The 24806-nt window shown below is 43.6% G+C and carries 17 protein-coding genes and 2 tRNA genes; 12 read left to right on the top strand and 7 right to left on the bottom strand.

The window, feature by feature from the left end; all coding sequences use genetic code 11:
* Positions 1 to 67: 67 nt before the first annotated feature.
* Positions 68 to 1201 carry a tRNA guanosine(34) transglycosylase Tgt gene (gene tgt, locus ACST13_RS07330; RefSeq protein WP_459522546.1) on the top strand — a complete coding sequence of 378 codons (1134 nt, stop codon included), beginning with the start codon at positions 68 to 70 and terminating at the stop codon, positions 1199 to 1201.
* A gap of 4 nt (positions 1202 to 1205) precedes the next feature.
* Here tgt and ACST13_RS07325 read toward each other — a convergent pair whose 3' ends face one another.
* Positions 1206 to 1676 carry an Lrp/AsnC family transcriptional regulator gene (locus tag ACST13_RS07325; protein WP_459522545.1) on the bottom strand — a complete coding sequence of 157 codons (471 nt, stop codon included), beginning with the start codon at positions 1674 to 1676 and terminating at the stop codon, positions 1206 to 1208.
* Between the two features lie 98 nt (positions 1677 to 1774).
* Between ACST13_RS07325 and ACST13_RS07320 the strand changes: the two genes are divergently transcribed.
* The 7 genes from ACST13_RS07320 (at position 1775) to ACST13_RS07290 (ending at position 12256) form a co-directional block, all read left to right on the top strand.
* Positions 1775 to 1847: transfer RNA gene (locus ACST13_RS07320), tRNA-Gly, on the top strand.
* Positions 1848 to 1890: 43 nt separating this feature from the next.
* Positions 1891 to 1976, top strand: a tRNA-Leu gene (locus ACST13_RS07315).
* Between the two features lie 349 nt (positions 1977 to 2325).
* Positions 2326 to 3267, top strand: coding sequence for a helix-turn-helix domain-containing protein (locus ACST13_RS07310; protein WP_459522544.1), 942 nt, complete (start codon positions 2326 to 2328; stop codon positions 3265 to 3267).
* 107 nt (positions 3268 to 3374) lie between these two features.
* The gene (locus ACST13_RS07305) at positions 3375 to 3977 is read left to right on the top strand and encodes a hypothetical protein (RefSeq protein WP_459522543.1); all 603 of its coding nucleotides are present in this window, start codon (positions 3375 to 3377) and stop codon (positions 3975 to 3977) included.
* Positions 3978 to 4002: 25 nt separating this feature from the next.
* Positions 4003 to 5718: a hypothetical protein gene (locus ACST13_RS07300; protein ID WP_459522542.1), complete on the top strand. Its 1716-nt coding sequence runs from the start codon at positions 4003 to 4005 to the stop codon at positions 5716 to 5718.
* 190 nt (positions 5719 to 5908) lie between these two features.
* Complete coding sequence (locus tag ACST13_RS07295) at positions 5909 to 6481, top strand: hypothetical protein (RefSeq protein ID WP_459522541.1); 573 nt, start codon at positions 5909 to 5911, stop codon at positions 6479 to 6481.
* A gap of 54 nt (positions 6482 to 6535) precedes the next feature.
* Positions 6536 to 12256 carry a tail fiber domain-containing protein gene (locus ACST13_RS07290; RefSeq protein ID WP_459522540.1) on the top strand — a complete coding sequence of 1907 codons (5721 nt, stop codon included), beginning with the start codon at positions 6536 to 6538 and terminating at the stop codon, positions 12254 to 12256.
* On the opposite strand, the gene ACST13_RS07285 is transcribed toward ACST13_RS07290, so the two are convergent.
* From ACST13_RS07285 to rbsK, 4 genes are read right to left on the bottom strand one after another with little or no spacing between them, the layout of a single operon-like run.
* Positions 12257 to 13246 (bottom strand): GRP family sugar transporter, encoded by a 990-nt coding sequence (locus ACST13_RS07285; protein WP_459522539.1) that lies wholly within the window; start codon positions 13244 to 13246, stop codon positions 12257 to 12259. It lies immediately after the preceding gene.
* A 5-nt stretch (positions 13247 to 13251) separates the two neighbouring features.
* On the bottom strand, positions 13252 to 14787 hold the full coding sequence (locus ACST13_RS07280) for an ADP-ribosylglycohydrolase family protein (protein ID WP_459522538.1): 1536 nt from the start codon (positions 14785 to 14787) through the stop codon (positions 13252 to 13254).
* On the bottom strand, positions 14784 to 15707 hold the full coding sequence (locus ACST13_RS07275) for a nucleoside hydrolase (RefSeq protein ID WP_459522537.1): 924 nt from the start codon (positions 15705 to 15707) through the stop codon (positions 14784 to 14786). The genes ACST13_RS07280 and ACST13_RS07275 overlap by 4 nt, the downstream gene beginning before the upstream one ends.
* The gene (gene rbsK, locus ACST13_RS07270) at positions 15704 to 16600 is read right to left on the bottom strand and encodes a ribokinase (protein ID WP_459522536.1); all 897 of its coding nucleotides are present in this window, start codon (positions 16598 to 16600) and stop codon (positions 15704 to 15706) included. Before rbsK ends, ACST13_RS07275 begins: the two co-directional genes overlap by 4 nt.
* Before the next feature lie 75 nt (positions 16601 to 16675).
* Here rbsK and ACST13_RS07265 point away from each other — a divergent pair, with 75 nt between their 5' ends.
* Together ACST13_RS07265 and ACST13_RS07260 are read left to right on the top strand one after the other, a co-directional pair.
* Entirely contained in the window at positions 16676 to 18601 is a 1926-nt protein-coding gene (locus ACST13_RS07265) for an FG-GAP-like repeat-containing protein (protein ID WP_459522535.1), read from the top strand.
* 36 nt (positions 18602 to 18637) lie between these two features.
* Positions 18638 to 21115, top strand: a complete 2478-nt coding sequence (locus tag ACST13_RS07260; protein WP_459522534.1) for a TonB-dependent receptor — start codon at positions 18638 to 18640, stop codon at positions 21113 to 21115.
* A 6-nt stretch (positions 21116 to 21121) separates the two neighbouring features.
* Here ACST13_RS07260 and ACST13_RS07255 read toward each other — a convergent pair whose 3' ends face one another.
* Positions 21122 to 21775: a 5-oxoprolinase subunit PxpA gene (locus tag ACST13_RS07255; protein WP_459522533.1), complete on the bottom strand. Its 654-nt coding sequence runs from the start codon at positions 21773 to 21775 to the stop codon at positions 21122 to 21124.
* A gap of 116 nt (positions 21776 to 21891) precedes the next feature.
* On the opposite strand from ACST13_RS07255, the gene ACST13_RS07250 reads away from it, so the two are divergent.
* Positions 21892 to 22260: a four helix bundle protein gene (locus ACST13_RS07250; protein WP_459522532.1), complete on the top strand. Its 369-nt coding sequence runs from the start codon at positions 21892 to 21894 to the stop codon at positions 22258 to 22260.
* A gap of 196 nt (positions 22261 to 22456) precedes the next feature.
* On the opposite strand, the gene pdhA is transcribed toward ACST13_RS07250, so the two are convergent.
* Positions 22457 to 23467 carry a pyruvate dehydrogenase (acetyl-transferring) E1 component subunit alpha gene (gene pdhA, locus ACST13_RS07245; RefSeq protein WP_459522531.1) on the bottom strand — a complete coding sequence of 337 codons (1011 nt, stop codon included), beginning with the start codon at positions 23465 to 23467 and terminating at the stop codon, positions 22457 to 22459.
* 114 nt (positions 23468 to 23581) lie between these two features.
* Here pdhA and recF point away from each other — a divergent pair, with 114 nt between their 5' ends.
* Positions 23582 to 24664 (top strand): DNA replication/repair protein RecF, encoded by a 1083-nt coding sequence (recF, locus tag ACST13_RS07240; RefSeq protein ID WP_459522530.1) that lies wholly within the window; start codon positions 23582 to 23584, stop codon positions 24662 to 24664.
* Positions 24665 to 24806 lie beyond the last annotated feature (142 nt).

Here is a 24806-nt window from a genome sequence, read left to right as displayed (position 1 = left end):
GTCGCGACTAAGCTGCGCAGCAGCGACTACAGCTGCTGACAAGAAAATTCTTTCGTACCTTTATGGCATGAAATTTTCAATTAGCCACACGGATCCTAGCTCGAAGGCGCGCGCAGGGGAAATTACCACAGATCACGGGACGATTCAAACGCCCATTTTTATGCCTGTGGGCACTGCGGGGACCGTTAAAGGCGTTCATATTTCAGAATTAGCGGATCCGATTAAAGCCCAAATTATCCTCGGAAACACGTATCACCTGTACTTACGGCCAGGTATAGACGTGATCGAAAAGGCGGGTGGATTACATAAATTCAATGGCTGGCAAGGGCCTATTTTGACGGACTCGGGAGGATATCAAGTGTATTCTTTGGCAGGAACTGGCCGAAAAATTCAGGAAGAGGGGGTCAAATTCAAATCACATATTGATGGAAGTACCCATTATTTCACGCCGGAAGGGGTGATGGATATTCAGCGCACGATAGGGGCGGATATTATCATGGCTTTCGACGAGTGCACGCCGTATCCTTGCACCTACGAATACGCCCGTAAATCGATGGATATGACGCATCGCTGGCTGGATCGTTGCATTCAACGCTTTGATGAAACAGATCCTAAATACGGTTATAATCAGACCTTATTCCCGATTGTTCAGGGGAGTGTTTATTCGGATTTACGGAAGGTTTCGGCAGAATATATTGCTTCCAAAGGCGCTTTCGGCAATGCCATCGGTGGCTTATCCGTGGGAGAGCCGGTGGAAGATATGTACGCGATGGCGGATGAGGTGACGGATATTTTGCCCAAAGACAAACCGCGCTACCTAATGGGCGTGGGCACTCCGGCGAATATTTTGGAGGGAATTGCGCTCGGAATCGATATGTTTGATTGCGTGATGCCCACGCGTAATGCCCGCAATGGTATGATTTTTACCACCCAGGGAATCATTAATATCAAGAACAAGAAATGGGAGACAGACTTCTCTGTGGTTGATCCACAATTTGTGAACGAAGTCCACGGTTTATATACTAAATCCTACTTGCGTCACTTAGTGCGTTGCGAAGAGATGCTAGGGGCGATGATTGCGAGTGTGTGTAACCTTCGCTTCTATCTTTGGATGGTAGGCGAGGCGCGTAAGGAAATTGAAGCGGGAACTTTTACGGCTTGGAAAAACCGCATGATTCCGCAATTTATGCACCGACTATAAATTTTCAAGGAATCGGCAATACCTTACTTTCTTTGAACGAAGACAAGATCACCATCGTCGATGTGGCAGCCACTTCTTCGATTTCGTTGATCTTTTCAAGCATTAATTTCTGGTAGGTCGAAATATCTTTGGAAATTATTTTCAACATAAAATCGCCAGAACCCGTCACGTGATGGCACTCGATTACCTCTGGAATTTGGTTGATTTGCTTGACGAATGACTCCGTTACTTGCTTTTTGTGACCTGTTAAAGTCACCGTCACAAAAGTACTCACCCCTAAACCTACTTTTTCTCTATCCACCTGAGCATGATAGCTTTGGATAATTCCCAAAGTCTCTAATTTCTTCACACGCTCCAAAGTAGGTGCCGGAGAAAGACCGATTTCTTTAGATAATTGGGCGTTTGTGATCTTCGCATTTTGCTGTAAAATCTCTAGCAATTTGTGGTCAGTTAGGTCTAGTTTGTTGATGCTCATATTTTTTTCGAAAGCATAAATTTAGAGAATTATTTCACTAAAATTTTATTTCTACTTGCATAATTCAAAGGGAGGCCGTATTTTTGCATCCACAAAACGCGAAAGTAGCTCAGCTGGTAGAGCGCGACCTTGCCAAGGTCGAGGTCGCGGGTTCGAACCCCGTCTTTCGCTCAAAACGAAAAAGCACCGTTGGTGCTTTTAGTTTTATCAGGACGCTTGGGTGGTGGAACTGGTAGACACGCGGGACTTAAAATCCCGTGAGCCGTAACGCTCGTGTGGGTTCGATTCCCATCCCAAGTACAATTCAAGCGTCTGAAAAAGCCTTCCCTCGGGAAGACTTTTTTGTTTTACCTTTACAGTCTCTAAAGGATATCAAATTGCATTTTTTTGCGTAATTTCCCATTAACTAATTGTTCTAATTTAAAATAAAGTGATTCCTGCGATTTGTCTTCTTGGGTTCTTAGGAGCTATTCTGCTTTTGAATTTCGCAGACAAGGTAAATCCGGCTAACCGGTATTTAGCCTATCATTTTTTTCTGAATTCCTTATTTGGTTTCTCACACTAGGCTTCGGTTTTGACAGATTCGGAGAATCTAAGGGCAGTTTTTCTAATTCATTATTTCCCTATTTATCTCTTAAATACCCCCTTCTTGTATTTTTATGTAAGAGCGGTTTTAACGGAGAAAATACAAATCAAAGGTTGGGATTATCTGCACTTTGTTCCATTTCTAGTCATATTGATCAACATTCTACCGTATAGTTTATTGCCTTGGCAGCAGAAGCTAAACTTTGCTTATCAGCTGCATCAGAATTTTGGTCATATTTATGAAATCTATTTTCCATTCGTATCTTTTGCAGTTTATTTCGTTTTACGATCGGTACTTTCTTTGGCCTACATCATTGCCTCTGCATTAATTGTTAGAAAAGCGATTATGAGTGAAGAATTGACCCATAATACTACCTTAAAATCTTGGTTGCTCGTATGCCTTGGATTAGGGGCCATTTTTAATTTGGTCTTGATTATTTTCAGCCTTAGTTCCTTATTGAATAATGATTTTGTTCTGATGCTAGATGAGCAAGGTCGAGGTCGAGCAGTTGCGACGGTGTTAATGTCCGCTTTAACCATTTCGATTTATTTCTTTCCAAAAGTCCTGTACGGTCTACAATTTAAATCTGGCAATTCTTTAGGCGACGTCATTAAATTAAATGAAGAGATAACGAAGGTGGCGAAGACTCCAGAAGTCTCTAATGCTCGATTAAAACAGGTCGATAAATTGGTCGAAAATCATACGATTGAAAAACTATATTTAGTCCCAGGATATGCCTTATCTGATTTGGTAAAAAATATTTCTATTCCCGAGCACGTGTTGACTTATTATTTTAATAATTATAAAGGCATCACTTTTTTAAAGTGGAAAAACAAACTTCGAATTGAGGAAGCCATTAAGTTATTGAAATCTGGGGAGGCCGATACAAATACGTTAGAGAGTGTGGGTAAGGCTTGTGGGTATAAATCCCGGTCTAATTTTATTCAAGCATTTAAGTCCCAAACAGGGGAGTCGCCTTCTGCCTATCTTAAAAACATTACTTAGAAATTTGATTCAATTCGGCGAATCAGAACAAGTCATTTGTAAGAAATATTTTTTTCCGAACAGTAGGTTAGTATACTTGTCTTTACAACTGAATAAAAACAAGTTCTATGAAATCAATTTTTACCCTCCTCATTGCCCTATTTTTTGTTTCGTCCCTTAGTGCTCAAACATGGAATTTCGAAGCCGGCAACAACATCACCCGTTATGTGTTTACTAATTCGGCAGGCAATAACCCGGATTTTTTGAAGTCTAGTTCAGGACTTCATCTTTCGCTTTCTCGCGAGAATAAAATTTCGAAGGTATTTGTTTACGATTTGGGTTTGGCCTATAATCAATACAATAATGTGGGGGATGTGCAGAATATCCCTTTTTCTTATCAAGCTGATTTTATGGGTTTGACTGGTGGAATAGGGCCATCTATTACGAGTCGCAAAGGCCTAACTCTTTCTGCCAAAGCCTCAGCTGCCGTCCAAACCCTCATCAATGGCACTCAGTTTTTGCAAAATCGCTACATTGATTTAGCTGGGGATAATCAATTCACCGGTTTGAAAGTTTCCGTGGGTTATACGCTGGCGATTACTAAAAAAGTAAACGATCAGATATCGGTTTACACGAGTTTTCAACATTTAGACACGAACACCTTTGGGAGTTCGACACTGAATTTCATTCCATCGACCTTTAGTTTTGGCCTTAAAATAGCCACAAAATAATCCCTCATTCATCTGTTCTATAATCATGAAAAAATTACTACTCATTGTTCTTCTATTTGTTTCAGTTATTGCGAATGCTCAAAAGGGCATCTCCTACCAAGCGGTCATTCTAGACCCAGCAAAAATTGAAATCCCCGGTCAAGACATTTCTGGCCAACCTTTTGTTAATGGAAACGTTAACGTTAAGTTCGTCATCCTTTCAGGAACCACTTCTCAGTTCGAAGAAGTGCAGCAAACCAAAACGGATGCTTATGGTCTAGTTAATTTGACTATCGGATCTGTAGCAAGCACGGCATTTAATACTCTAACTTGGGATGCTAACCAGAAATCAATGCAAGTATTTGTTAGCTTTAATAATGGAGCATCCTACACAAAGGTTTCTGATCAGAAATTAACCTACACACCTTATGCCCTTTTCTCAGAAACGGCAGGTAAATTAGGAAGCACACTAGAAATTGCAAATGGTGGAACGGGTGCAACTACTGCGGTAGGTGCTCGCGCAAACTTGGGTTTAGGGAACGTGGATAATACGGCAGATGCTTCGAAGCCCATTTCAACGGCAACACAAGCGGCCTTAAATTTGAAGGCACCAATAGCTTCTCCAACTTTTACTGGAACCATTACTTCTGGATCTGATTTGTCAGGTAACGGACGAATTAAGATTTTAAGTAATAACAATGAATATAACGATGCCGTTGGAAATCAGTTATATGTTAATAGTTATGTTAAGACTTACACAGGTCCAGCAGGAAATATTCCAATATATAGTACGGCCTATATTAATGGTAATTTATTATTCAATAGTCGAAATAGTGTAACTGTTGACGATGCAACAACTTTACACTTATTGCCACCAATGAACTACAATATGGTAGCATCTAGATTATGGGCTCTTTATGCTGAAGGAAATATTAAATCTTTGGGTTCAATAGAAGCAACTGGATATAAAATACCTAATGGGACATCTACTCAATATTTGATGGCAGATGGATCGGTTTCCTCTGCACAAAATTTTGTGGATCTGACTTCAGCGCAAACAATCGCTGGTGTAAAAACCTTTAGCTCTAACGCAAATTTTAGTGGCACCATAACGGCCGGCGGAGTTACTTATCCTAATACTACCGGTACAAATGGCCAGGTATTAATTTCGAATGGCAGCGGTACTGCGAGCTGGGGAAATGCATCCGGAACAACCAAAAGTATTTGGGTTAATAATTTATCCTTTGAGATTCCTTCTACTCCATCTGCTGGGGTCGAGGCATTTGAAGGAAATTTTAATGGGTACAATTATAAGTTTTTATCATTGTATAACACTTTAGGGGGCATTTCTCAAACCAGGTCATTCATAACTCCTCCATCTTCATGGGGGAATGGATCATATACAATAGATGTTTATTTTTTAACAAATAATGCAAATGCAGGAAATATTAAGTTAGCATTAGGTATTCAACCGTTAACGATGACAGGAAATGTTACGTCAGGAAGTGAATTTTCGGGAAATAATACTGGAGGCTTTCAATTTGGTTCAATAATGTATACGTATGAAGTGACGGCTGCTGCTAATGGAACTGCTCCATTCATCAGACCTTTACAAAAAGCTAGCTTTACAACAACTTTGAATTTTCAAAATATTGATTTTGCAGCAGTTCAATTAGGTCGTTATATGAATCAAGGATATTCATACAGTGATACTTATACTGGCAAAGTGTATATTGTTGGTGTTAAAATCACCAAAAACTAACGTTATTTTTAATTATTCGAAGGGAAGTCCAATTGGGCTTCCCTTTTTTGTTCTAAAGTAAATAATTCCCCCTCCCCCTTTGCTCTCCGCAAAATCCTAGTACCTTTGTGCTCAACAAATTACCATCAATTTATATTCGTATTGCTTCTTAACCACTAATAAGCAATCTGTTCTTTTTTAAAGATTGCTTATGAAAAATTATTTCATACTCACGGCGCTGCTGTGTAGTTTCTATTCTGCGCAAGCGCAATCTTCCATTAAGTCGATAAATTACCAGGCCATCATTGTGGATCCTGAGGCGATTGAATTGCCCGGAAGTGCAGTTCAGGCCCAGCTGTATTTGAACAAGGATATTTGGGTGAAGTTTGGGATTTATGCGGGGACGATTTTGCAGTTTGAGGAGTTGCATAAGACAAAGACGGACGCGTATGGGCTGATTAATTTGGAGATAGGGGCGGGGGAAAATACGAGTGCGGCGGGGACTTTTACTAGTTTGAACTGGGGAGGTCCGTTGATGAAATTGGTGACGCAGGTGAGTTTTGATTTGGGTTTTAAATACACTGAGGTCAGCAATCGCGGCCTTAATTACTTACCCTATGCACATTTTTCAGAGGAAGCTGGGCGGCTCAGTGGTGTTTTGCCGGTTATTTCCGGAGGAACAGGGGCTGTGACGGCTCAGGCCGCGCGTGCGAATTTAGGACTAGGCAATGTGGACAATACGGCGGATGTGGACAAGCCGGTGTCTGGCTTGGTTTTGGCATAATTAAATACCAAAGAATCGCTAATCAATAAATCTACTTCGATTCTTTCAGACTCTGTGTCTCAGGTAAAATATCCGTCCGTAAAGGCAGTGAAAGAGTATGTAGACAGTCGAACGGCAAATGCAAGCGTCGCAAACCAGGCGAGCTCGGCAAAATTAGCAGCTAAGGCTACGGCCTTAGAAACGGCGCGCACAATCAATGGAGTGCCTTTTGATGGAACGACGAATATTTCAATTCCTTTCGCAGCCACAGGACTAACTACGTCTAATTTATCTGCGACAGCAGGAATCACAAACGGGCAATTAGCTTCAAGTGCATTTACTCTAGGATCGACGACCGCTTCTTTAGGTGGGACCTACACGAACGTGAATGGATTGACGTTAGCAAGTCCTATTTTAACAGGAACTCCTACTGCGCCTACCGCGGCTTTATCAGATAATAGCCAGCAAATTGCTACCACTGCTTTTGTTAAGGCAGTGGCGGCTAATTTAGGAGGTGTGACTACGGTTTCTTCGATTAATGTGAGTGCCGCAGGAAATGCCTTTTCATCTTCCGTAACTGACGCAACCACGGCTCCTCAGCTTTCAGTGACGATTCCACTTGCATCCGTTGCCGGAACATCTGCTGGTTTACTGAGCAATAGCGATTATAGTTCTTTTACGAATAAACAGACGGCATTAACGGCTGGAACAGATTATCAGCGGCCCTTAGTGTCTGGAACGGATTATCAAACACCTATAACTGCTGGCTCTGGAATTTCGATCACCTCTGGTTCTGTGGCTGTATCAGGTTTGACCCATACCAACTTATCTGCGACAGCAGGAATCACAAACGGGCAATTAGCTTCAAGTGCATTTACCCTAGGATCGACGACCGCTTCTTTAGGTGGAACCTACACGAACGTGAATGGATTGACGTTAGCAAGTCCTGTTTTAACTGGGACTCCTACCGGACCTACAGCGGCACCAGGAACTTCCTCGACTCAATTAGCAACTACCGCCTTTGTGACTAATCTAGTAGGTGCAGGTTCATCAACGCTAGACGCAGATGCTACGAACAAGGGTAAACTTAAATTAACAAATGATTTAGGTGGAACAGCCGATTTGCCTACGGTAATTAGTGTGGGAGGAGTGAGTTCATCCACCCTTGCAGCATTGCCTACTTCCATTGCTGCAAATACAGCAAGTATCACCGTTAATACTGCGCAAATTGCGTTAAAAGCCAGTATTAATTCACCATCCTTTACGGGTACACCTACAGCATCAACTGCGGAATTAGGTACGAATACCACGCAATTAGCAACTACGGCATTTGTTCAGAATACATTTTCTATACTTCCAGGGGCCGCAAATTATTTTATTCCATCATCCCTAAATGTGGGTAATACCTTAGTTAAAAGAGCAAGTGATGGAGGCTTTGCCTCGGGTCCAATTACAGCTACTAGTTTTATAGGTAATGTTATAGGAACGTCTTCTACGATTACGGGGATATTACCCCTTACTAATGGCGGAACAAATGCAACAAATACAACGGATGCAAGAGCAAACCTAGGAGTAGGAAACGTAAACAATACAAGTGATGTCAATAAACCAGTCAGTACAGCACAACAAACGGCATTCGATTTAAAGTCGAATTTGCTTTCACCCATTTTTACGGGCACTCCATCACTTCCCACAGGAGCGATAGCGGTAACTCAAAACGCAAATGATGCATCCACCGCGATCGCAACGACTGCATTCGTGAACAATGTGTTTACCACAACGAATATCGCGGCAGGTATACCGAGTGCGACATCAAGTGTAGCGGGAAAGATTTTGTTAGCAGGGGATTTAGGTGGCACTTTTTCAAGTCCTTTGGTCGTAAGCGTAGGCGGACATTCTAGTACGGATATCGCGAATGCGGTAGTGACGGTAGAATCAGCCACAAGTATCAATACGCCAAATACTGTAGTGATGCGAAACGCAAGCGGAAATTTTACGGTTAATGAAATTACCGCAAATACGCTTGTTGGTAATTATTCTGGGACGATTTCCCTAACCAATGGGGGTACTGGTGCAACGACAAAAGCAGGGGCTTTAACCGCACTCGGGTTAGATCAGGTAAATAATACGACAGATGCGAATAAGCCAATAAGTACTTTAACTCAAAATGCACTTAATTTAAAAGCTAACTCTACATTAATTGGTGCGATCAATGGAGTTGCTAGCTTAGGTTCAGATGGGAAAGTTCCCAATGCTCAGTTGCCAGCTTTTCAAACCACCTCAACGAATGTTGTGACAAGTACTACCGCCATGTATGCTTTAACAGGCTTATCTCTGGGGGCTGTCGTGATTAATACTACGGATAAGACCACTTGGATTTTAAGTTCTGTTCCAGGTGCTTTTCCATCAACGACAGCTAATTGGACACAGCTAACTACTTCCACTTCCGTGAGCTCGGTAAATGGATTGACTGGGGCCGTTGCATTAACAGGGACTTCAAATAGAGTGACAGTTAGCGCGGGGAACATTTTTGATATAGCCTCTACTTATACGGGCCAAAATTCAATCAATACAGTAGGGACCATTAACACAGGAGCATGGAACGGGACCGCTGTGGCTACGGCTTTTGGAGGGACTGGTGCAACCACCGCTAATGCTGGATTTAATTCATTAGCGCCGCCTCAATCTGGTAATTCAGGTAAATTCTTAATTACAAATGGCTCAAACACAAGTTGGTCTACTATCTCCGCTTCAGGGGGATGGGCAACGCTTGGCAACACGGGTATGACGGATTTTACGCTAGGCTTGACGCAGCATGTATCGGAGGTGATTACGGGTAAGTTTTTAGGTACTTTGGATGATTCCCCGTTAAATTTCAAGGTAGCCGGTATAAGATCGGGCCGGATAGATAACAATGTGGAAACGGGTCAAGCTAGTTTTGGTTATGGAGCTGGTCAGAATGCGTGGCTAGAGAATAGTAGTGGTTACAGAGGTACTAAGAATACGGCGATAGGATTTGGGTCTAGTTATTTTACGAATGTGGGTAAGGAGAATACTTCATTAGGCTATTATAGTTTATATAATAATCAATCTGGTTCGGGTTCTGTGGCCTTGGGATATCAAACGATGATGAATTATTCTAATAGTTTTTCAGCTACCCCAATGCTTACTTATAACACGGCGGTAGGTTATCAATCCTTGATGGGACCAGTGGGCTCAATGGCTACGAATCTTCACACTTATAACACGGCACTGGGTTATCAGTCGTTAATGAATACGGTATCGGGTCAGCAGAATGTTGCAGTAGGCGTTCAGTCGTTGTATTTGAATGGGACGGGTAGTCAGAACAACGCGGTAGGTTTCCAAGCGTTGTATGCCAATACGAGTGGTCAGATGAATAATGCGTTAGGCTATGCGGCGCTGAATTTGGTGACAACGGGTAGTAATAATGTTGGTTTAGGGTCCTATGCGGGTAGTGCGATTACGACTGGATCCAATAACACTTTAGTAGGTTTTAGTGCGAATGTAGTTAATGCAGGTTTAACGAATGCGACTGCGTTAGGCAATGGAGCGAGTGTGGATGCGAGTAACAAGGTGGTAGTAGGAAATACGGCGGTAAATTTAGTACAAACAACAGGCCGTTTGTATACGACGAATAGTACGGATGCTACGACTACGAGTACAGGAGCGCTGCAAGTAGCTGGCGGAGCAGGTATAGGATTGCAATTAAGAGTAGCTGGAGCGACGAGCTTAACGGGAGCTACCCAGATTAACAATACCTTAGCAGTGACAGGAATTACTAGCCTTACTAACACATCCGATGCGAGTAGTGTATCGACTGGTTCATTGGTATTATCGGGAGGCTTAGGGGTTGCCTCCCAGTTACGCGTGGGAGGGAATGTAACCTTAGGGAGTAGTTCGATTTTAAATGTGACAAACACGACTGCCTCAAATGCTACAAGCAATGGGGCGTTAGTAGTAGGAGGCGGAGTAGGTGTGGGGGGTAATTTGAATGTGGCAGGAACACTAAATGTAGCAGGAGCTACGATCTTTTCGAGTGCTAATGTAACAGGAGTAACCGCGAGCACTAATGACAAGAGTACGAAGTTAGCCACGACAGCCTATGTGATGTCTACTTTAGGTTCTACTGGTAATACACTGGTTTGGAATGCGCTTGGCAACACGGGTATGACGGATTTTACGCTAGGCTTGACGCAGCATGTATCGGAGGTGATTACGGGTAAGTTTTTAGGTACTTTGGATGGTTCCCCGTTAAATTTCAAGGTAGCCGGTATAAGATCGGGCCGGATAGATAACAATGTGGAAACGGGTCAAGCTAGTTTTGGTTATGGAGCTGGTCAGAATGCGTGGCTAGAGAATAGTAGTGGTTACAGAGGTACTAAGAATACGGCGATAGGATTTGGGTCTAGTTATTTTACGAATGTGGGTAAGGAGAATACTTCATTAGGCTATTATAGTTTATATAATAATCAATCTGGTTCGGGTTCTGTGGCCTTGGGATATCAAACGATGATGAATTATTCTAATAGTTTTTCAGCTACCCCAATGCTTACTTATAACACGGCGGTAGGTTATCAATCCTTGATGGGACCAGTGGGCTCAATGGCTACGAATCTTAACACTTATAACACGGCACTGGGTTATCAGTCGTTAATGAATACGGTATCGGGTCAGCAGAATGTTGCAGTAGGCGTTCAGTCGTTGTATTTGAATGGGACGGGTAGTCAGAACAACGCGGTAGGTTTCCAAGCGTTGTATGCCAATACGAGTGGTCAGATGAATAATGCGTTAGGCTATGCGGCGCTGAATTTGGTGACAACGGGTAGTAATAATGTTGGTTTAGGGTCCTATGCGGGTAGTGCGATTACGACTGGATCCAATAACACTTTAGTAGGTTTTAGTGCGAATGTAGTTAATGCAGGTTTAACGAATGCGACTGCGCTAGGCAATGGAGCGAGTGTAAGTGCGAGCAATAACGTACGAATTGGGAATACAGCTATCACTAGTATTGGCGGTCAGGTAGCTTGGACAGCAGCCTCAGATGCGCGAATTAAAAAGAATATTCGGAACTCAAAATATGGATTGGAGACTGTACTGCAATTAAGACCTGTTGAATATAATTTAATAAGTAATGATTTAAGGCAAGTTGGTTTTATCGCACAAGAAGTTCAAAAATTAGTGCCTGAAGTAGTGACAGGTATAGAGGGGGATATTAGTAAAGGCGAAGTTCTTGGAATTACTTATTCTAACTTAGTCCCTGTTCTAGCTAAGGCTGTTCAAGAATTAAATGCCTTGAACACCCAAACGCAGGTTGACGTTAATGCTAAATTGAGTTATGCAACGCCAGCGAATTTGATACTTGGAAATCAGACGGTGAAGGAGGTGATTACATCTGCAAATGTAACAGTCGGAGATATTTTAACGGTGAGGCACCTGAGGGGTAGTTCATTAACCCCAGTGATTGAAACGGCACCTGGTTCAGGAAAAGAATCCGTGTTGAGAATAATAGGTACGGATATTAGCGGCGTCATTGAGGTGAGAATAGGAGAAATGCCTATGCCAAGTGCTATTTTGGCAAATATCATTTACAGTATTCCGTATAGCACGCCCCCGTTGGTAATTATTACGCCTGGGAATGCTAATACAGCCAGCCTAATGGGATCATCGTCCGTTTTTGTAGGTAATAATGCAACGAGTAATTTCACAATAAATTCCAATGCAACTCCTTTAACGAGCAACACGGCATATAAATGGTATTATCAAGTTATTCAATAACTATTTCGAACCAATCAACAACCCTAACCCTACCAGATACAGCAGCAACATAATGTTGAGCATTCTGTGCGTTGCAGGCGAGGCGTTTTTGAATTCTTTCCAAATAAATATCCCCCAGACCGCCGCTACCACGGTCGCCCCTTGGCCTAAACCATAGGAAACTGCAGCCCCAGCTTTTTCGGAGGCAATAATTGAAAGCGCCATTCCCACGAACCAGATGGCGCCGCCTAAAATTCCCACTAAGTGGTCTTTTACAGAGCCCACTAAATAGTGTGCTAAATTCAAGGGTGCGCCGGAGAATGGCTTTTTCATTTGGAACGTATTAAAGACCAAAGAACTCGCGAAAACACCTACCGCGAAAACAACCAGCGCAGTATAAGGGGTTAATTTCCCTACTTCTGGTGCGGCGAAATTCACGGCCATCGAGGCTGCCACGTATTTGTAGAAAAGACCCATCAAGCAACCAGCGAGTACGGAAAGGACTAAACCTTTGTTAGAAGCAGAAGAGGAGGAGATGGATTTATACGCTCTCGCATTTAAAATAATGGCGATCGCGATCAACGCAACCCCGCCAAAAATCAAAAAAGGATTTCCCTGCGGAGCCGCTAAGTAATTCACTACCACACCTAAGACTAAAGCGATTCCAATCCCCACCGGAAAGGCCACCGACATTCCCGCGATACCGATCGCTGCGACTAATAAAATGTTCGCGGCATTAAATAAAACTCCACCGATGAAGGCGGATTGCAGATTTTCGCTGCTCGCTTGTCCATAGTCCGCTAAGAATCCACGTCCTTGTGTTCCGCTGGAACCCAGCGTAAAGGCTAGAATTAAGGAGGCTAAAACGATCCCGATGGCATAATCCCAATAGAATAATTCGAAGCGCCAGCTGGAGGAAGTTAGCTTCTGGGTGTTAGCCCAAGAGCCCCAGCACAGCATCGTCACAATGCACAATAAAACGGCAGATGAATAGGTTTCGATTATGAACATAGTGCTTATTTTAGGTTTCCTAAACGGTAATATTTGTCATTCGTAGCGATAAAAGGCTTTTCGGCATAGACGATCGCATCGAATAATTTGCAGTCATAGCCCGTGACTTTATTCAATACTTTCAGCTTCACGTGGTGTTTTCCTGTCGCTAATTTATACTTCCAGCTAATCTCGTGACGTCTGGTGGTGAAGGCCACCGGTAATTTTACTTTCTCCAAAAGCTTGCCGTCTAAGTACACCTCTAAGTCAAAAGTGCCTGGATCTAAAGAGGCCCATTTCGCAGTTTCGCCACGAACCACGAATCCATTTCCTTCGAAATCGAAGTCATATTCGTCGGTCAAGTTTTTCGCGATGTTGATCTTCTCAGTCGGGAAGGAATGGTCGAAGCTTTGCTCGAACGCCACCGCTTTAGGGGCAGAATAGGGAATGCTTACTGCGTTTTCAGAAACACTTCCGCCGTTATTTTTAATGTTTTGCAAAGCGTGTTTGAAACCGATTTCATATACGTCGTTTAGCGAAGTAGACGTGTATTTGAAGTCGATGTCCTCCGCCTCTTGTAAGCCTAATTTCCAGTAAGCTGGTATTTTATCATAGCCGATCATGGCTCCCAAAATCCCTCCCGCAGACGATGGGTTGCAGTCCGCATCTTGTCCACAGCGCGTGGAGATTTCTAGGGTTTTGGTGAAATCCCCATTCCCGTATAATAGTCCCATCACGACATAGGCCGAATTCACGGTCGCGTCGATGTTGAAGGGAGCGAAAACGCCGTCCGGACAACCGATGTCATTCGCCCATTTGTTTTGGACTTCTAACCAGGTTTTCGTCCAGTCGTTCGGGTATTGTTTGTGCCATTTGATGACGTCAGCGATACATTTATAGTATTGGCTGTTCGCTGGAATGGTTTTCAAAGCCTCGGAAACCACCTTGTTAATGTCGTTATTGATAAATGCCAAAGTATAGCAAGCCCCTAAATACACCCCACCATAATAGCCATCGCCATAGTTCATGATGTGCCCGATTTTATCGGAGATCTTAGACGCCGCATTCGGCATACCTGGTGACATTAACCCCGCAAAGTCGCATTCGATTTGGTAATCAATACAATCCGCATGTGGATTATTTTCCCAGTATCCAGACGCTGGAGGCATCATCCCGTTCAGAATATTATAACGTCCGGCCTGATTCGCATGCCAAAGCGCATAGCCCGCATTCGCATACGCCTTCGCGTGCGATTCGATAGGGGCATTCAAACCTTCCTTCTCAAAAACCTCCACAAAAGTCAAATCCATGTACAAATCATCGTACAATCCGGGATTATTGATCATCGTATTTTTTAGATAGCCATCGTACCACGGAATCGGGTGGTAGGAATTAATCATCGTCCCGTTATAGCGAAACTCGACAGGCCCGCCAAAAGTCACGCCGATCGTTTGGCCAGCCCAGCCGCCTTTAATTTTATCTTTAAGAACCGCCTTGCTCATCGAAATATTTTGCGCTTGAGCGGCTAATGTGATGAAACAGAAGAAGAGTAGTTTTTTCATGGTTGTAGGTTTTGATACACGTATTGGTGCATCAGTTTTTGAATGAATTCTGTGTGCTTAATACTTGTGCCTATCGTGGCATTGGCAGGCTTCGATGAATCTAGTCTGGTAAAGCCTTGGTCGTCCACAAAAACATGGACTTTCTCCGTTGTAAATAATTCTGGATTGGCTTCCATTCCAATGGCTACCGGGTCAAAAAGGGTAGGGGTTTCCTGCCCCCACAAAACATAGAGTCCTTGCATCGCACTCGTAAGAGGCGATTGGCGCATCAGTAATTTAAGTCGATTTTCTGCAGACAATTTCACCATCGCCGTCACATCCAGTCCGGCATAAATGATGTTCGCACCGGATTGCACAAAAGATTTTGCGGCAGGAATATCACATAGCACATTCCATTCGGAATTAATTTTCGTGCTGCCATCATAGCCTATTTTGAAGGAACCAAACATCGCATAGATCGCTTTCGCTTTCTGCAATTCAGCCCCTAAAGGCGCTAAATTCGTCACGGGTCCCACGGAGAAAATGATGACTTCGCCGGGATATTTTTTCAGTTGTGACCGAATGAAATCAGTCGCACCTTGTGGCTTTTTTGTCAAAGGAGAACCCTTCGCCCAATAAAACTGATCCGCATACCAATTCGCTCGAACAGAACTCGACGATGTATTTTTACCAACATAAACAGGAATCTGAGTCTCTCCAGTCACCGCTAGAAATTTCTGCGCTAAGATGGCTCGGTCATCGGTGCGACCGTAGCAGGTGGTGATTCCCAAAATCTCGTAGCGATCTTGCAATGTTAACAAATATCCCAAGGCATAGGCATCGTCGATGTCGTCACCCAGGTCACAGTCGAAGATGACTTTTTGGCGCTGCTGAGCGGTCAATGAAAAACTAATAAGAAAGAATAGGATTAGGTTTTTCATAGTTCATTTAGTCTAGGCATCGAAGCTTGCGCTCCTAATCGGGTAACGGAAATAGACGCTGCTTTGCAGGCAAAAGCGATGGCGTCTGGCCAGCTCATTCCTTCGGATAATCCGACGACAAGTGCTCCATTAAAACAATCCCCTGCTGCGGTGGTGTCTTGTGCTACCACTTTCGCTACTGGAATGTGTTGTGTTTCATAAGCCGTTTTATAGAGGGCGCCTTCGGCGCCCAAGGTAATAATGACATGTTGAACGCCTTTATTCAAGAGAATATTCGCTGCTTTTTCGGCAGAAAGTAGATCCGTCACTGCTATCCCTGTGAGAATTTCAGCCTCCGTCTCATTAGGCGTAATGGCGTATAAATGGGGGAATATTTCGGCAGGTAGTTCCGCCGCAGGGGCTGGATTTAAAACGACTTTCAGGCCTTTTTTCGCCGCGAGAGCTGAGGCATACACCACGGTTTCGAGTGGTGTTTCTAATTGAATCAAGACAAAATCCTCCGCCTCGAAAATCTCAGCAGCGTTGTCTATGTCGGCTTTCGAAAGGGCTTTATTCGCCCCTGAAGCCACGGTGATGCAGTTTTCGCCTTTGGCGTCTACATTAATCAAGGCAATACCAGAAGGAGCAGAAGGATCTTGTGTGACAAATCGCGTGTGAATTCCCTCGTTCTTAAATTGCTGCATGGCCGTCTCCCCAAAAACATCCTTCCCCACTTTGCACACAAAATGAACCTCGCCACCCAGCCGTGCCGCAGCCACCGCCTGGTTCGCACCTTTGCCGCCAGGATTCATAAAGAAATCCCCGCCTAAAACGGTTTCGCCTGGCGCCGGTAAATGAGCGGATTTGATCACCATGTCGGTGTTAGAACTACCGATAATTGTGATTTTCGTCATTTTAAATAGGTTTTGTAGCAGTTAATCACTGTAAATTAACATAATTTTTTCAATTTCTGACTTACCTTTACCGCAATGAGAATTTCTATCCTTCTCTTGTTCTTTTACCTATCCGCTTTCTATTCGAACGCGCAGCAGATCTCTTTTGACCAGATCACCAATCTCCCCGTTTCCGGTTTGAAAAACCCTTGGGCTGGCGGATTCAATTCGGTTCAGTTTTTCTCTATCGACCTCGATGGCGACGCGCGGGAAGACCTCGTTGTTTTTGATCGCAGTGCCCAACACCTAAAGACCTTTTTACGAAATACTACAGGAGGATTTACCTATGCCCCAGCCTATCAAACGCGTTTTCCTTTAGTTGAAAACTGGATGAATCTGTTGGATTATGATGGGGATGGCGACAAAGATCTTTTTACTTCAACTCCCGGCGGGATTCAAGTCTATCCTAACGTGAGCAATAATTTCCCTAAATCACTCGGTACTCTAAAATCGACTGGACTCAATGGGTTAATTAATATCTATGTTAGCGCATCGGATATTCCAGCCATTGCGGATGTGGATGGCGATGGCGATATGGATGTGCTCGCCTTTGAATCTGCGGGCCACTTTATCACCTATTACGAAAATATCGGGGACCTGAAGTATGCGACGAAGTCCTTGAATTGGGGAAATTTCTTTCTGAATGATTGCCAAGATATCGCGTTTGGGCTAATTCCGGAATCTGTTTTAAGTACGCAATCGACTGCGGCGGTGCAACATGCGGGTAGTACGCTTGCACTTTGGGATCCGGACAAAAATGGAGTGTATGACTTGATTATAGGACATGTGAATTGCTCGCGCTTTATCTACTTGCGTAACGAAGGGACTCGTTCGAAACCGAAATTCCGTACTGCCGACTATAATTTTCCTGCTGGAGCACCACATGCTGTTTCGTCTCTTGCCAGCGGATCGCCCATCGATTTGGATGGTGATGGAGCATTGGATTTGATCGCGTCGTCTCATTTGCCGGATCTAAATCCATCCTTAGAAACGGCATCTTATTACCGGTCGGAAAACGGACAATTGATATTAAAAACGAAAGCCTTTCTGCTAGAAGAGATGATCGATGTGGGCGATAATGCCTCGCCGGTTTTCTTTGATGTGGAGGGGGATGGCGACCTGGATTTATTGATAGCAAGTAGCAGTGTGACCTTATATGAAAATGTTAGTGGGACTCTCAGCCTGAAATCGCGTGATTTTTTGCCTCTAGCTGGAGCGCTGAATATTCAGCTTCAAGTCGTGAATCGTCGATTGATGCTGTATTATTTAAAAGGTTCTGCCGTGTATTACCGTGAATATAAGGCCGGCGTGCTGAATGAGGAAAAGCCTTTACCTGTTGTGAGTCTGCGAGAAACGCCGCGGCTATATGACGTGAATCAGGATGGCTCGCTTGAACTTGTTGTCTTGGATTATTTAGGAGGCACACGGGTGTATGATTGGTCGGATTTGGCCAAACCTTATCAGCGACAGGAAACCTTATTCCGCGGCATTGCCTATGCGGATATCACGGGAGATGGTAATTTTGAACAAATTAGTTTGGACGCGTCAGGATACCTATATGTATCTGGATTAGGTTTAGAAGTACAACGTTTGCCTTTTAATTTTGGCCAAAACGCCCAAATCTCCATCGCCGATTTCAATCGCGACGGGAAAGTCGATATTGTCATCGGATTAGCCTCCGGCGGGGTTCAATTAGTGCAGAATGCTAGCGAGATACTGATTCCATCGGATGAAATATATGTTTGGCCTAATCCTGCCTCTTCAGTAGTAAATATAAGAGTTAAATCGGCCGGCACTTTGCATTGGTTTGATCTTTCTGGACGCGAGTTAGGTTCGCCTATCTCCGTAAATGCCGGAGAAACGTTACGCATCCCAGCGCCACTTATGGGGGCAGGGAATTATATTTTGCGCTACGAATCTGCGTCTGGATCGGTAGCTAAGAAAGTGTTGATACAACCTTAAAATGAAACATTTTTGCCACTTATTTGTTTAAAAAACATGAAAAATACCCTGCTTCTACTGCTTTTTTCTTTTTCGGTTTTGGGCCAAAATTCAGGCCGCATCTCCGGAAAAATCATTGATCAATTAACACAAAAACCCATATCTGGAGTTTCTGTTACGCTAGATGGCGCCACAAAGGGCACCACGGCTGACGAAAAAGGGACATTTCGATTAACGGGTTTGGCCCTAAAAACCTATAACATCTCATTCTCCGCGGTAGGCTACGAGAAATACACGGCCTTCAATGTCATCATCAATGCGGGTAACGAAAATTACTTGAACATAGAGTTATTGCCATCAAATCAACAATTAACCGAAGTAGTGGTGACCCAAAACCGCCGCACAGCAAAAGCCGCCACCTTAGAGTCGCCCTTAAGTGTTCAGCGTTTGACCTCAGAAGAAATCAAAAGCAACCCGGGTGGAAATTTTGACGTCAGCAAAGTAATCCAAACCTTACCCGGCGTAGGCGGAGGCCCACAAGGTGGAGGCTTCAGAAATGACATCATCATCCGTGGCGGAGGCCCGAACGAAAATGTCTATTACCTAGACGGAATCGAAATCCCTGTCTTAAATCACTTTCAAACACAAGGCAGCAGCGGAGGCCCACAGGGAATGCTAAATGTATCTTTCATTGAAGATGTGAAACTGAGTTCCTCTGCTTTTGACGCCCGGTACGATAATGCCTTAAGCTCTGTTTTCCAGTTCAAACAACGCACCGGAAATCCGAATAAATTTCAAGGTAATGCCCGTCTAAGTGCGACGGAGTTTGCTTTAACCACTGAGGGCCCACTTTCAAAATCAGGAAAGACCACGTTTTTAGCCTCGGTTCGCCGCTCGTATTTGCAATTCCTTTTTCAAGCATTAGATATCCCGATTCGCCCCAATTTCTGGGATGGTCAGTTTAAAATCACCAAGCAGATCAACTCCACTACCACACTTTCGCTGATGGGATTAGGCGCGATTGATGACTTCTCTTTTGGGACACTTAAAAAAGTAACACCCGAGAAATTATACGTCTATAATTCGAATCCGCTAGTTAATCAATGGAATTATACGCTGGGTATGTCATTAAAAAAATTGTTGGATAATGGCTATGTGAATGTGGCGCTTTCCCGAAATGTGTTTGACAATAATTTCTTGCGTTATGAGGACAATTTAAAGAAGGATCCGTCGCAATTGAACTTTGATTATTCGTCCCGCGAAACGGAAAATAAGTTGCGTATCGACGTGAATAAGAACACGAATGGCTGGAAGATTAATTATGGTCTATCCACTCAATTCGTGGAATATGCGAACAGCACCTACCAAGTTTTGAGTAATACGTTCGCAAGCCCTGCTGTTCGTCTGTCCAATCCGATTACGAAAATTTCGTATACGAGCGCATTGAATTCCCTATGGAAATACGGGGCTTTTGCCCAGGTTTCGAAGACCTTTTTTGACTCCAAATTAGGTCTAAGCGCAGGCCTTCGGACGGACATGAACAGCTTCACAACGACGGGTTCGGATCCAATGGAAACCATCTCGCCTCGCGTTTCGGCTAGCTATGTATTATCTGATAAATGGACAGCAAATGCTTCGGTGGGTCGTTATTTCAAATTTGCGCCGTATACAATATTAGGGTACACCTCGTCGGCATTTCCGTATCCGACGTTTTCGAGTTTCGCCATTGTGACACCTCAGCTGGTAAACCAAGATGCGAAATACCAACAAAGTGATCATTATGTAGCAGGCCTGGAATACTTACACGACGAATCTTTGCGTTTCACGGCGGAAGCCTTCGTGAAAGAATATGCGAATGTGCCTATTTCAAATGCTAAGGGGATATCTTTGGCGAATTTAGGTGGTGATTTTAATATTCTTGGTAACGAAGATGTAACCACAACCGGAAAAGGTCGCGCCTATGGTTTCGAATTTTTTGCCCAAAAGAAATTAACCGATAAATTCTTCGGAATTCTTTCCTATACCTTTTACCGAAGCATGTACAGCGGATTTGATGATAAACTCATCGCCTCTAACTGGGATAACCAACATTTATTAAGTGTGACTTGGGGCTATAAATTCCCACGCAACTGGGAGCTAGGTCTTCGATTCCGCTACCAAGGGGGAGCACCCTATTCGCCGTATGACGAAGCAACATCTAAGTCAAGTTATTTGACTTTAGGCCAAGGCACGTTCGATTATTCCCGTTTGAATACCCAACGCCTTCCTAACTTCAATTCAAGTGATGTTCGGATCGATAAGAAATACAACTTGAAGAAAACGACCATCGACCTCTTTATAGATGTGACGAACTGGTACATCGCAGTGAATCCCGGAATTCCTACTTATACGTTCAAGCGATTGGAGGACAATTCAGCCTTTGCAACGACAAATGGCTTGCCTATCGCGAAAGACGGTAGCAATGCCATTCCGACCCAATTCTTAAATGACAAGGCGCAAGTAACGCCTACGATTGGATTTATTGTGGAGTTTTAAGACTATTTAGCGCTTGGCTTTCAGCGCTTTAGCAAATTCCAAAGCATAAGGGCCGTCACCATGGATACACCAGGTTTCGGCCTTTATTTTTTCCACCTGATCTAACACATCTTGTATTTCTGTAAAACAAGCTCCCGGCTGACTGCGCTGAGTTAAGGAACCATCGCTTTCATAGCGACGATCTGCGAAAGCTTCGTCTGCTGTTTTTAGACCCATTGTCTGCGCGACCTCGATAGACAGACTGCCTTTCAGTCCGAATAAAATTAAGTCTCCATTAACATCTTTCACCGCTTTCGCGATCGCTCGCGCTACTTCTGCATTTTTCGCGGAAGTATTATACAGGGCACCATGAGGTTTTACGTGGTTTAACGTACCTCCTGCGTTTTTTACGATTTGATTTAGTATTTCGATCTGCTTTTTCACTAACAGATAGATTTCCTCGGGACTCAGTTCTATCTCTTTTCTCCCAAAATTCTCTCGATCTAAATAGGAGGGGTGTGCACCCATTTTTACGCCGTGGCGAATGCATAAGGCCACCGTCTCGCGCATAGTGAATGCATCTCCGGCATGAAATCCGCAGGCAATATTTGCCTCATCGATGTAGGGCATGAGTGCGGCATCATTTCCAATGCCTTCGCCCAAGTCGCAGTTTAAAGTCATATTTAGTCGCCACTTCGTGGCTTAGTCGTGACTATGTCACTTAGTCGCCTTCGGCTTAGTCGTTTATCAAGTTGCTGTTACAATGTTAAATAAAAAACAGCTAATCTTGAAGAATTATGAAAATTAACCATTTTGAAGAAATTGAGGCCTGGAAGAAGTCTCAAATCGTAGCCATAAAAATTTATAAAATACTCAAGGAAAATGTAGATTTTGGATTTAAGAACCAAGTTCAGCGGGCATCAGTCTCTATTTCTAATAATATAGCCGAGGGTTTTGAAAGAGGTTCAGATGCTGATTTTCGACGGTTTCTGTTTATCTCTTTGGGATCCTGTAGCGAGGTGAAGTCTATGATTTATATCGCATATCAGTTGAATTATATGACATATGAAGACTCCATTAAATTGAGAGAAGACTTAATAGAAATTTCTAGAATGATTAAGGGATTTATTCGAATTCTTGACAAAAGTGGATATCGACTGAATTGATATTGTAGCAAAAAAAAGCTCATCCAACTATGCGAATGAGCTTTTGATTTATTGACTAAGTCCGAAGGACGACTAAACGACGAAGTCGTGACTAAGTCACGCAGTGACGACTACCGCAACGCGGCTAAGTCCGAAGGACGACTAAACGACGAAGTCGCGACTAAGTCACGCAGTGACGACTACCGCAACGCGGCTACTACTCTTCGATAAAAGGATAATTTTCCTCAACATACACATCTTTGTAAGCCTCTGATTTATCTGGGAATGGAGATACCTCTGCGAAATCAACAGATTCTTGAACTTGAACCTTGATTTTTGCATCGATCTCGTCTAATTCTGCTTGCGTTAAGATGTTGTGTTCTAAGATCGTGTACTTCACCTGCTCGATTGGGTCGCGGTCTTTGTAAGCCTCTACCTCTTCTTTAGAACGGTATTTTTGGGGATCTGACATTGAGTGACCTCTGTAACGGTAGGTTCTAAATTCTAAGAAAGTAGGACCTTCACCTGCACGAGCACGAGCTGCTGCGCGAGAAACTGCCTCGTGGACTGCTTCTACATTCATTGCGTCTACTGGCTCAGAAGGCATATCGTATGCTTCACCTATTTTATATAATTCAGTTACGTTGGATGTACGCGCTACGGAAGTTCCCATCGCATAACCGTTGTTTTCTACGACGAAAATCGCAGGTAATTTCCAAATCATCGCCATGTTAAATGCCTCGTGCAAAGCACCTTGACGAACGGCACCATCACCAAAATAGGTGATAGAAACGTTACCTGTTTTTTTATATTTCTCGGCGAAGGCAAGGCCAGCTCCTAAGGGGATTTGGGCCCCTACGATACCATGTCCTCCTACAAAACCTACTTCTTTATCGAAGATGTGCATCGAGCCACCTTTTCCTTTAGAAGCGCCGGTGATTTTACCGTATAATTCCGCCATTATCGCGTTAGGAGAGGTTCCTAAGGCCAGAGGGATACCATGGTCACGGTAAGCTGTGATGTATTTATCGCCTTCAATTAGGGCAGATTTAGCACCTGAAGAACAAGCCTCTTGTCCAATATATAAGTGACAGAACCCTTTAATTTTCTGCATTCCGTACAATTGACCGCATTTTTCTTCGAATTTGCGTTGTAATTGCATGGATTCGTACCAATACTTGTACGTCTCTTTAGAATACTTGGGTGCGTCTGCGTTTTTCTTTGCCATCTTCTTGATAGAATATTTTTTAAGCGGAAAGCCGGCATTAATTCCAGGCTATATGCCTGCAAAATTAGTACAAAATCTTTATTTTTACACGCTTTTAATCGCATTCCTACATCTATGCATCTCAAATCTCTTCAGGTCAATCAGTTTAAATCCTATGAGGAGGCTAGATTTAGCTTTATTTCGGAGATAAACTGCATTGTGGGGGAGAATGGAATTGGTAAAACGAATCTCTTAGACGCGATCCATTTCCTATCGATGACGAAAAGTGCACGTGGAATTTCGGATCAGCTATGCGTGAAACATACGCAGGATTTTTTCCGGGTGCAGGGAGATTTTGTCGATACCCAGGATCGCGAAACCCAGATTACTTGTTTGTTTCAGAAGGGGGCCAAAAAGCAATTCCTCCGCGATGACAAACCCTATCCCCGTTTAGCGGACCACATTGGCCACTTTCCAGTTGTTTTAATGGATCCACACGACACGGATTTAGTGCGCGAGGGAAGTGAAGAACGCCGCCGCTTCTTTGACGGGATGATGTCCCAGCTCGACCGTAACTTCTTAGACCAATTATTACGCTATAACCGAATCGTTCAGCAACGCAACGTATTATTAAAGCAATTTGCAGAACGTGGCCAGGTCGATCGCCTACATTTAGATAGTTACCACGCTCCCTTAGTTGAACTAGGAGAATCGCTAGCAAAGTCGCGAAGGGAATTCCTGGAGATCTTTTTGCCTAGTTTTACCTTTCACTATTCCAAACTCTCAGACGACCGCGAGGACGTCGATATTCAGCTCGAATCTACTTTCGAAGCAGGGAGTTTTGACGCGGCGCTGCGCGCCGCGGAACCGCTGGATTTGTCCGCGCAGCGGACATCCATCGGAATTCATCGAGATGAATTTGATTTTAAAATCAATGGCTATTCCTTGCGCAAATTTGGCTCCCAAGGCCAACAAAAATCCTTCGTCGTCGCGCTAAAACTAGCGCAATTCGACTCCCTCGTAGCCGCCAAACCTCGCAAACCACTCTTACTCCTCGACGACATCTTCGACAAACTCGACGACCGCCGCATCCAGCGTTTGGTCCAAATGATGGCCGAAGAGCACTTTGGCCAAGTCTTCATCACTGACGCTAGACCGGAAAGGACGAAGAAGCTGTTGAAGGATTTGAAGGGGAATATTCATTACATTTCGCTTTAAGTAGATTAGAGATAGGAGAGCATAGAGTAGAGATAAGTCCGAAGGGAATGAGTCCGGAGTCTAAATGTCTGAGGCAAATTTAATCTATACTCTATACTCTCTTCTCTATACTCTTTACTCTTTTATCATATTTCCCTATCTT

The organism is Aquirufa sp. A-Brett2-W8 (assembly GCF_054558755.1).
The sequence above is the reverse complement of the archived record's forward strand: the minus strand, read 5'-3'. Positions and strand labels throughout refer to the sequence as shown.

Bases quoted from the DNA above. Each gene is read 5' to 3' on its own strand.
- pdhA (WP_459522531.1), bottom strand. From the start codon at position 23,467: ATGGCAAAGAAAAACGCAGACGCACCCAAGTATTCTAAAGAGACGTAC.
- ACST13_RS07250 (WP_459522532.1), top strand. From the start codon at position 21,892: ATGAAAATTAACCATTTTGAAGAAATTGAGGCCTGGAAGAAGTCTCAA.
- recF (WP_459522530.1), top strand. From the start codon at position 23,582: ATGCATCTCAAATCTCTTCAGGTCAATCAGTTTAAATCCTATGAGGAG.
- rbsK (WP_459522536.1), bottom strand. From the start codon at position 16,600: ATGACGAAAATCACAATTATCGGTAGTTCTAACACCGACATGGTGATC.
- tgt (WP_459522546.1), top strand. From the start codon at position 68: ATGAAATTTTCAATTAGCCACACGGATCCTAGCTCGAAGGCGCGCGCA.
- ACST13_RS07275 (WP_459522537.1), bottom strand. From the start codon at position 15,707: ATGAAAAACCTAATCCTATTCTTTCTTATTAGTTTTTCATTGACCGCT.
- ACST13_RS07265 (WP_459522535.1), top strand. From the start codon at position 16,676: ATGAGAATTTCTATCCTTCTCTTGTTCTTTTACCTATCCGCTTTCTAT.
- ACST13_RS07280 (WP_459522538.1), bottom strand. From the start codon at position 14,787: ATGAAAAAACTACTCTTCTTCTGTTTCATCACATTAGCCGCTCAAGCG.
- ACST13_RS07285 (WP_459522539.1), bottom strand. From the start codon at position 13,246: ATGTTCATAATCGAAACCTATTCATCTGCCGTTTTATTGTGCATTGTG.
- ACST13_RS07300 (WP_459522542.1), top strand. From the start codon at position 4,003: ATGAAAAAATTACTACTCATTGTTCTTCTATTTGTTTCAGTTATTGCG.
- ACST13_RS07295 (WP_459522541.1), top strand. From the start codon at position 5,909: ATGAAAAATTATTTCATACTCACGGCGCTGCTGTGTAGTTTCTATTCT.
- ACST13_RS07255 (WP_459522533.1), bottom strand. From the start codon at position 21,775: ATGACTTTAAACTGCGACTTGGGCGAAGGCATTGGAAATGATGCCGCA.
- ACST13_RS07325 (WP_459522545.1), bottom strand. From the start codon at position 1,676: ATGAGCATCAACAAACTAGACCTAACTGACCACAAATTGCTAGAGATT.
- ACST13_RS07305 (WP_459522543.1), top strand. From the start codon at position 3,375: ATGAAATCAATTTTTACCCTCCTCATTGCCCTATTTTTTGTTTCGTCC.
- ACST13_RS07260 (WP_459522534.1), top strand. From the start codon at position 18,638: ATGAAAAATACCCTGCTTCTACTGCTTTTTTCTTTTTCGGTTTTGGGC.